This is a genomic window from Roseateles sp. P5_B10, assembly GCF_056400485.1.
Map to the genome: position 1 here is coordinate 1 of NZ_JBFULE010000285.1, position 6134 is coordinate 6134.

A 6134-nucleotide genomic window follows, 5' to 3' on the forward strand; every position below is an offset into this window, starting at 1 on the left:
GCTGGAGCACATCGTCATCGAGCTGCTCAACCTGGCCGGCATGCCGACCGGCTTCGGCCAGACCCGCTCCACCAGCCAGCGCGGCGTCTACCGCATGGTGTTCCGGGCGCGTGACGAGCAGGTCGCCCGCGCGGCCCTGGCCGAGGGTCATGCCTTGATCATGGCCGTCATCAACGATCAGCCCTTCGACGCGCCCGCCGCGGTGGCCCGCGTGCGCGACAAGCTGGACGACTGCTACCTGGGCCCCTCCACGGCGGCCATCGTCGCCGCGGCCACGGACCGCCGCATTCCCCACATCCGCCTGAACGACGGCAACCTGGTGCAGCTCGGCCACGGCGCGCGCCAGCGCCGCATCTGGACGGCCGAGACCGACATGACCAGCGCCATTGCCGAAGGCATTGCCAGCGACAAGGACCTGACCAAGACGCTGCTGAAGGCCGTGGGCGTGCCCGTGCCGGAAGGCCAGGAGGTCAAGACCGCCGCCGAGGCCTGGACGGTGGCACAGGACACCGGCCTGCCCGTCGTCGTCAAGCCCAGCGACGGCAACCATGGCCGCGGCGTCTCCCTGGACATCGCGACCGAGGCCGACTGCGAGGCCGCCTTCGCGCTGGCGGCCCGCCACGGCTCCTCGGTGCTCGTGGAGCGCTACATCCCCGGCAACGAGCACCGCGTGCTCGTCGTGGGCGGCCAGGTGGTGGCGGCCGCGCGCGGCGAAGCCGCCTGGGTGCACGGCGACGGCCGCCAGACCGTGGAGCAACTGGTCGAAAGCCAGATCAACACCGATCCGCGCCGCGGCCTGAGCGAGGACTTCCCGCTCAACCGCATCCGCGTGCACGAAGACACCGCCCTGCTGCTGGACCTGCAACGCCAGGGCATGTCGCCCGAGGCCGTGCCCGCGGCCGGCAAGGCCGTGCTGATCCAGCGCAATGGCAACGTGTCCATCGACTGCACGCCCGAGGTCCACCCCGAGGTGGCGCATGCCGTGTCGCTCGCCGCCCGCACCGTGGGCCTGGACATCGCCGGCGTCGACCTCGTCACCGAGGACATCTCCAAGCCGCTGTCCGAGAYCGGCGGCGCCATCGTCGAAGTGAACGCCGGCCCGGGTCTGCTGATGCACCTCAAGCCCGCCGGAGGCGCGCCGCAGCCCGTCGGCCAGGCCATCATCGACCACCTGTTCGCCGAGGACGAGACCGGCCGCATCCCCATCGTCGGCGTGGCCGGCTCGCGCGGCGGGCGCCAGATCACGCGCCTGGTCGCCTGGCTGCTGCACCTGAACGGCCGCCATGTCGGCCTGGCCTGCCGTGACGGCCTCTTCCTGGGCACGCGCCGCGTCGAGAAGCGCGACAGCGCCCGCTGGGACGCCGCCCACCGCCTCCTGATGAACCGCGGCGTCAACGCCGTCGTCATCGAGAACGATGCTGCCTCCATCCTGCGCGATGGCCTGGCCTATGACCGCGCCGCCGTCGGCGTCGTCACCGATCTGGACGGCATCGCCGCGCTGGCGGAGTTCGACGTGCAGGACATCGACCAGCTCTACAAGGTGCTGCGCACCCAGATCGACGTCGTGCTCAGCGACGGCGCCAGCGTGCTCAATGCCGCCCACCCGCGCCTGGTGGACATGGCCGAGCTGAGCGATGGCGAGGTCGTCTTCTACGCAGAGGACGGCAGCCTCGAGGCCCTGCAGCACCACCGCGACCGCGGTGGACGCGCCGTCTTCCTGCGCGGCGGCGCCGCCGTACTGGCCCATGGCCCGGCCGAGACGCCGGGCGCCAACATTGAGGCCCTGCTGCGCCGCTTTGGCGACCAGGCCATCGATGCCTCGACGCTGCTTGCCGCCGTCGCCGCCGCCTGGGCCCTGGGCATCTCGCCCGAGCTGATCGCCGCCGGGCTCGACACCTTCGTGCCCAACCTGCACCTCGCCTGAAAAGAACACGACTCATGGACGTTTCCCGCACCCGCGCGCTGCGCGGCCCGAACATGTGGAGCCGCCACACGGCCATCGAAGCCGTCGTGCATTGCAACGAGTCCGAGCGCTCGCTCGAGCGCCTGCCCGGCTTCGAGCCGCGGCTGCGCCAGCTCTTTCCCTCAGTCGGCGAGCTGCGCAGAGACGCCTCGCTGGCCCAGGTGCTCGAGCAGGCCACGCTGGCCCTGCAGGCCCAGGCCGGCTGCCCGGTGACCTTCAGCCAGACCCATGTCACGCCCGAGGCCGGCACCTATCAGATCGTCATCGAGTACAGCGAGGAAGACGTCGGCCGGCTGGCCTTCGAGCAGGCGCTCAAGCTCGTGCTCGCTGCACTGAACGGTGGCGAGTTCGATGCCGACGCGACGCTGGCCCGATTGCGCGAGCTCGACGAGGACATCCGCCTCGGCCCCTCCACCGGCTCCATCGTCAATGCGGCCCTGGCGCGCGGCATTCCCTACCGCCGCCTCACGCAAGGCAGCCTGGTGCAGTTCGGCTGGGGCGCCAAGCAGCGCCGCATCTGGGCCGCCGAGGTCGACGCCACCAGCGCGGTCAGCGAGTCCATCGCCCAGGACAAGGACCTGTGCAAGCGGTTGCTGCAGGCCGCCGGCGTGCCGGTGCCCATCGGCCGGCCGGTCGACTCGGTGGACGATGCCTGGGCCGTGGCCCAGGAGATCGGCCTGCCCGTCGTCGTCAAGCCGCAGGACGGCAACCAGGGCAAGGGCGTGACCGTCAACGTGACGACACGCCTGGGGCTTGAGGCTGCCTACAAGGCGGCCGACGAGATCGGCCCCGTCATGGTCGAGAAGTTCCTGCCTGGCTCCGACTACCGGCTGCTCGTCATCGGCGACAAGCTGATCGCCGCCGCGCGACGCGATCCGCCGCATGTCATCGGCGACGGCGTGCACACGGTCAAGCAGTTGGTCGACAAGGTCAATTCCGACCCGCGCCGCGGTGACGGCCACGCGACGTCGCTGACCAAGATCCGCTTCGACGACATCGCCGTCGCGCGCCTGACCCAGCAGGGCCTGGCGCCCGAGTCGGTGCCCGACAAGGGCCAGCGCGTCATCCTGCGCAACAACGCCAACCTGTCCACCGGCGGCACCGCCACCGACGTGACGGACGACGTCCACCCCGAAGTCGCCGCCCGTGCCATCGCGGCGGCCCAGGTCGTCGGCCTGCACGTCTGCGGCGTCGACGTCGTCGCCGAGAGCGTGCTGCGGCCGCTCGAAGAGATCAACGGCGGCATCGTCGAGGTCAACGCGGCACCGGGCCTGCGCATGCACCTGAGCCCCAGCTATGGCAAGGGCCGCAATGTCGGCGAGGGCATCGTCGGCCATCTGTTCGGCACCGGCAACAAATCGGGCGGCATGGCCGAGGACGGGCGCATCCCCGTCGTCGCCGTCACCGGCACGAATGGCAAGACCACCGTCACGCGGCTGATCGCGCACTTGTTTGCCAGCTGCGGCCTCAAGGTCGGCATGACCAACACCGACGGCGTGTATGTCGATGGCCGCCAGATCGACAGCGGCGACTGCTCCGGCCCCAAAAGCGCCCGCAATGTGCTGATGCACCCGGACGTGGAGGCCGCCGTGCTGGAGACCGCCCGCGGCGGCATCCTGCGTGAAGGCCTGGGCTTCGACCGCTGCCAGGTCGCCGTGGTCACCAACGTCGGCGCGGGCGACCACCTCGGCATGAACTTCCTGCACACGGCTGAGGACCTGGTGCTGGTCAAACGCGTCATCGTGCAGAACGTCGCGCCCAACGGCTACGCGGTGCTGAACGCCACCGACCCGCTGACGGCCAGCATGAGCTCGGTCTGCCCCGGCCAGGTCATCTATTTCGCCGCCGACCGCCACCACCCGCTGATGGCAACCCACCGCGCCCAGGGCAAGCGCTGCGTCTATGTGGACGGCGACCAGCTCATTGCGGCCCAGGGCGTCTGGCGCGAGAGCATCCCGCTGCGCGACATCCCCATCACGCGTGGCGGCCTCATCGGCTTCCAGGTCGAGAACGCGATGGCTTCGGTGGCCGCGGCCTGGGCCGTGGGCCTGGACTGGGACACCATCCGCCGCGGCGTAGCCAGCTTCGCCAATGACGCCGACAACGCGCCGGGCCGCTTCAACGTCATGGACTACCGCGGCGCCACCGTCATCGCCGACTACGGCCACAACGGCGACGCGATGAAGGCCCTGGTCGGTGCCGTCGCGGCATTGCCGGCCAAGACCCGCAGCGTCGTCATCAGCGGCGCTGGTGACCGCCGCGACGAGGACATCCGCGTGCAGACCGAGATCCTCGGCGGCGCCTTCGACGAGGTCATCCTCTACGAAGACGCCTGCCAGCGCGGCCGCGCGGCCGGCGAGGTCGTGGCCCTGCTGCGTGCCGGGCTGGAAGGCGCGTCACGCACCCGGCATGTCGAGGAGATCGTCGGTGAGTTCACGGCCATCGACCGCGCACTGGAACGCCTGCAGCCGGGCGACCTCTGCCTGGTGCTGGTGGATCAGGTGGAAGAGGCGCTGGCCCATCTGGCTCAGCGCATTGCCGCCGGCTGAGGCTCAGCGGTACCTGGCCAGCAGGCGATTCAGTTCGCCTTCGCTGACCAGGCCCTGGATTGCGGTGTTCAACGCCGCCAGGCCCACCGGGCTGCTCGGCGACAACGCGCACTGGGCCAGCACTTCCGACACGACCAGCGGCGGATGCAGGGGCAGCTTGAAGTGACCGATGCGCTGCTGGTACTCCAGCACGCGCCGGCCGGTCAACGCATGGCGGATGCGGCCGAGTTCGAGTTTCTGCAGATTGGCCACCGCATCGGGCGCGTCGTCGCGCAGGAAGCCTGATCGCAGTGCGTCGGCCATCTCCGGATAGACGTAGCCGCGCACCGTGCCGATGGGCTGCCCTGTCAACGCTGTCAACGAGGCCGGTGGCGGCACCGCGGCGGCACTGACGAGCAGGGCCTGGTCAGGCAGGAAGGGCCGGCTCCACGCGAAGGCGCCGGGCAGCCAGTCGCTCTGGTAGTCGCACAACAAGTCGCCCTCGCCGCGTTGCAGGGCTTCGGCCAGGCGCTTGCGCGGCGTCGGGCGGGCCACCAGATCGCGGCCCAGGCGCCGCGCCAGGGCCTGGCCGATGTCCAGGTTCAGGCCTTCGATGACGCGGTCGCCCTCGATGCGGGCATGCGGCATCAGCGCGCTGGTCTCCACCAGCATCACCAGCGGCCGGGCAGGTTCGGCACCGGCAAGCGGGCTCAGCAGCAGCGCGGCCATGCCGCCCACTCCCCTTCGCACCCAATATCGCCGCGTCCCGACCATGGGACTGCATCATGCCGTGCCCGCCAATCCAGGGCGAGCGCAGGGTGGCCAGCCGGCCAGCGGACCGTGACCGGCGCACGAAAACCTGCCGACCCGGCACGCCACGCCCAGGGTCGCATCGCTAGACTCGCCGGTCACCTGCCACACCCGCCGATGAAGTCCCGCCTGTCGTTCGCCGCCCTCACCCTGGCCTGGGCCCTGGCGGTGCCGTTGGCCCATGCCCAGACGCAGGCCAGCACGGTCCGCCCCGGCGTGGCCCCGATTCCCCACGATGACCTGCTCTACCAGCAGCTCGGCGGCCAGGAAGCCATCCAGCGCTTCACCAACGATTTCTACGACACCCTGCTGCAGGACGCGCGCATCGCGCGCTTCTTCGACGGCATCAACATGAAGCACCTCAAGCGCGTGCTGGCGGACTACTTCTGCGTCGTTGCCGGCGGCCCCTGCGTCTACGACGGCGTGGGCATGAAGGACGCGCACGCCCACCTGGGCATTGGCAAAGGCGACTTCAACACCCTGGTCGAGCACCTGCAGCGCGCCATGGACAGGGCCAACGTGCCCTTCGGCGTGCAGAACCAGTTGCTGGCCCGCATGGCCCATTTCCACCGCGACATCATCACGAAATGAAGCTCCCAGGCCCGGCATTCGCCCAGCCCGACTCACACTGGACGCGGCCCGGCGTTTCCTCATGAGCTTGCCCCCGCACCACCGCAACKGCGGCTTCCAGAACAACCACGGCGACTTCGAGCCCAAGTCGCTGGCGGACGTGATCCGCTGGCGCTGGAACGCCTCCCGTCGCGGCCTGCCACCGCGCCCGGCCGAGCCCATCCCGACGCAGCCTGCCGATCTCGGCTTCATCCGCACCAACC

Annotated in this window: 4 protein-coding genes and 1 pseudogene; 4 read left to right on the forward strand and 1 reads right to left on the reverse strand. The window is 70.4% G+C overall.

What is annotated here, in order from left to right; genetic code table 11:
• The coding region (locus AC1DU6_RS17025) for a cyanophycin synthetase (protein WP_477858486.1) at positions 1-1924 on the forward strand (1924 nt) is incomplete at its 5' end.
• Between the two features lie 14 nt (positions 1925-1938).
• Complete coding sequence (gene cphA / locus AC1DU6_RS17030) at positions 1939-4512, forward strand: cyanophycin synthetase (RefSeq protein ID WP_056205172.1); 2574 nt, start codon at positions 1939-1941, stop codon at positions 4510-4512.
• A gap of 3 nt (positions 4513-4515) precedes the next feature.
• On the opposite strand, the gene AC1DU6_RS17035 is transcribed toward cphA, so the two are convergent.
• Entirely contained in the window at positions 4516-5220 is a 705-nt protein-coding gene (locus AC1DU6_RS17035; RefSeq protein WP_457320690.1) for a substrate-binding periplasmic protein, read from the reverse strand.
• Between the two features lie 198 nt (positions 5221-5418).
• On the opposite strand from AC1DU6_RS17035, the gene AC1DU6_RS17040 reads away from it, so the two are divergent.
• Positions 5419-5892 (forward strand): group I truncated hemoglobin, encoded by a 474-nt coding sequence (locus AC1DU6_RS17040; protein WP_056205179.1) that lies wholly within the window; start codon positions 5419-5421, stop codon positions 5890-5892.
• Between the two features lie 61 nt (positions 5893-5953).
• Positions 5954-6134, forward strand: a pseudogene (locus AC1DU6_RS17045) (MBL fold metallo-hydrolase); the annotation flags it as partial.